Below are 2,954 nucleotides of genomic sequence, written 5' to 3'. Positions count from 1 at the left end.
ATAGATTAAGTTATTAAGGGCGCACGGTGGATGCCTTGGCACTAGAAGCCGATGAAGGACGTTACTAACGACGATATGCTTTGGGTAGCTGTAAGTAAGCGTTGATCCAGAGATTTCCGAATGGGGGAACCCAGCATGAGTTATGTCATGTTATCGACATGTGAATTCATAGCATGTCAGAAGGCAGACCCGGAGAACTGAAACATCTTAGTACCCGGAGGAAGAGAAAGAAAAATCGATTCCCTGAGTAGCGGCGAGCGAAACGGGAAGAGCCCAAACCAACAAGCTTGCTTGTTGGGGTTGTAGGACACTCTATACGGAGTTACAAAAGAACATGTTAGACGAATCATCTGGAAAGATGAATCAAAGAAGGTAATAATCCTGTAGTCGAAAACATATTCTCTCTTGAGTGGATCCTGAGTACGACGGAGCACGTGAAATTCCGTCGGAATCTGGGAGGACCATCTCCTAAGGCTAAATACTCTCTAGTGACCGATAGTGAACCAGTACCGTGAGGGAAAGGTGAAAAGTACCCCGGAAGGGGAGTGAAAGAGAACTTGAAACCGTGTGCTTACAAGTAGTCAGAGCCCGTTAATGGGTGATGGCGTGCCTTTTGTAGAATGAACCGGCGAGTTACGATCTGATGCAAGGTTAAGCAGCAAATGTGGAGCCGCAGCGAAAGCGAGTCTGAATAGGGCGTTGAGTATTTGGTCGTAGACCCGAAACCAGGTGATCTACCCTTGGTCAGGTTGAAGTTCAGGTAACACTGAATGGAGGACCGAACCGACTTACGTTGAAAAGTGAGCGGATGAACTGAGGGTAGCGGAGAAATTCCAATCGAACTTGGAGATAGCTGGTTCTCTCCGAAATAGCTTTAGGGCTAGCCTCAAGTGATGATTATTGGAGGTAGAGCACTGTTTGGACGAGGGGCCCCTCTCGGGTTACCGAATTCAGACAAACTCCGAATGCCAATTAATTTAACTTGGGAGTCAGAACATGGGTGATAAGGTCCGTGTTCGAAAGGGAAACAGCCCAGACCACCAGCTAAGGTCCCAAAATATATGTTAAGTGGAAAAGGATGTGGCGTTGCCCAGACAACTAGGATGTTGGCTTAGAAGCAGCCATCATTTAAAGAGTGCGTAATAGCTCACTAGTCGAGTGACACTGCGCCGAAAATGTACCGGGGCTAAACATATTACCGAAGCTGTGGATTGTCCTTTGGACAATGGTAGGAGAGCGTTCTAAGGGCGTCGAAGCATGATCGCAAGGACATGTGGAGCGCTTAGAAGTGAGAATGCCGGTGTGAGTAGCGAAAGACGGGTGAGAATCCCGTCCACCGATTGACTAAGGTTTCCAGAGGAAGGCTCGTCCGCTCTGGGTTAGTCGGGTCCTAAGCTGAGGCCGACAGGCGTAGGCGATGGATAACAGGTTGATATTCCTGTACCACCTAGTATCGTTTTAATCGATGGGGGGACGCAGTAGGATAGGCGAAGCGTGCTGTTGGAGTGCACGTCCAAGCAGTAAGGCTGAGTGTTAGGCAAATCCGGCACTCATAAGGCTGAGCTGTGATGGGGAGAGGAAATTGTTTCCTCGAGTCGTTGATTTCACACTGCCGAGAAAAGCCTCTAGATAGATAACAGGTGCCCGTACCGCAAACCGACACAGGTAGTCAAGATGAGAATTCTAAGGTGAGCGAGCGAACTCTCGTTAAGGAACTCGGCAAAATGACCCCGTAACTTCGGGAGAAGGGGTGCTCTTTAGGGTTCACGCCCAGAAGAGCCGCAGTGAATAGGCCCAAGCGACTGTTTATCAAAAACACAGGTCTCTGCTAAACCGTAAGGTGATGTATAGGGGCTGACGCCTGCCCGGTGCTGGAAGGTTAAGAGGAGTGGTTAGCTTCTGCGAAGCTACGAATCGAAGCCCCAGTAAACGGCGGCCGTAACTATAACGGTCCTAAGGTAGCGAAATTCCTTGTCGGGTAAGTTCCGACCCGCACGAAAGGCGTAACGATTTGGGCACTGTCTCAACGAGAGACTCGGTGAAATCATAGTACCTGTGAAGATGCAGGTTACCCGCGACAGGACGGAAAGACCCCGTGGAGCTTTACTGTAGCCTGATATTGAAATTCGGCACAGCTTGTACAGGATAGGTAGGAGCCTTTGAAACGTGAGCGCTAGCTTACGTGGAGGCGTTGGTGGGATACTACCCTAGCTGTGTTGGCTTTCTAACCCGCACCACTTATCGTGGTGGGAGACAGTGTCAGGCGGGCAGTTTGACTGGGGCGGTCGCCTCCTAAAAGGTAACGGAGGCGCTCAAAGGTTCCCTCAGAATGGTTGGAAATCATTCATAGAGTGTAAAGGCATAAGGGAGCTTGACTGCGAGACCTACAAGTCGAGCAGGGTCGAAAGACGGACTTAGTGATCCGGTGGTTCCGCATGGAAGGGCCATCGCTCAACGGATAAAAGCTACCCCGGGGATAACAGGCTTATCTCCCCCAAGAGTTCACATCGACGGGGAGGTTTGGCACCTCGATGTCGGCTCATCGCATCCTGGGGCTGTAGTCGGTCCCAAGGGTTGGGCTGTTCGCCCATTAAAGCGGTACGCGAGCTGGGTTCAGAACGTCGTGAGACAGTTCGGTCCCTATCCGTCGTGGGCGTAGGAAATTTGAGAGGAGCTGTCCTTAGTACGAGAGGACCGGGATGGACATACCTCTGGTGTACCAGTTGTCGTGCCAACGGCATAGCTGGGTAGCTATGTATGGACGGGATAAGTGCTGAAAGCATCTAAGCATGAAGCCCCCCTCAAGATGAGATTTCCCAACTTCGGTTATAAGATCCCTCGAAGATGACGAGGTTAATAGGTTCGAGGTGGAAGCGTGGTGACACGTGGAGCTGACGAATACTAATCGATCGAAGACTTAATCAATTTTTTAAAAAGCGTTTTGCGACGCAAAA

Annotated in this window: 1 rRNA gene; it reads left to right on the top strand. The window is 50.2% G+C overall.

Annotation, left to right across the window (positions count from 1 at the left end):
• The first annotated feature begins 3 nt into the window (after positions 1-3).
• Positions 4-2,925 (top strand): 23S ribosomal RNA (locus HMPREF2663_RS02315).
• Positions 2,926-2,954 lie beyond the last annotated feature (29 nt).

This window comes from Staphylococcus sp. HMSC077D08 (assembly GCF_001837945.1).
GTDB classification, from domain to species: domain Bacteria; phylum Bacillota; class Bacilli; order Staphylococcales; family Staphylococcaceae; genus Staphylococcus; species Staphylococcus epidermidis.
The sequence above is the reverse complement of the archived record's forward strand: the minus strand, read 5'-3'. Positions and strand labels throughout refer to the sequence as shown.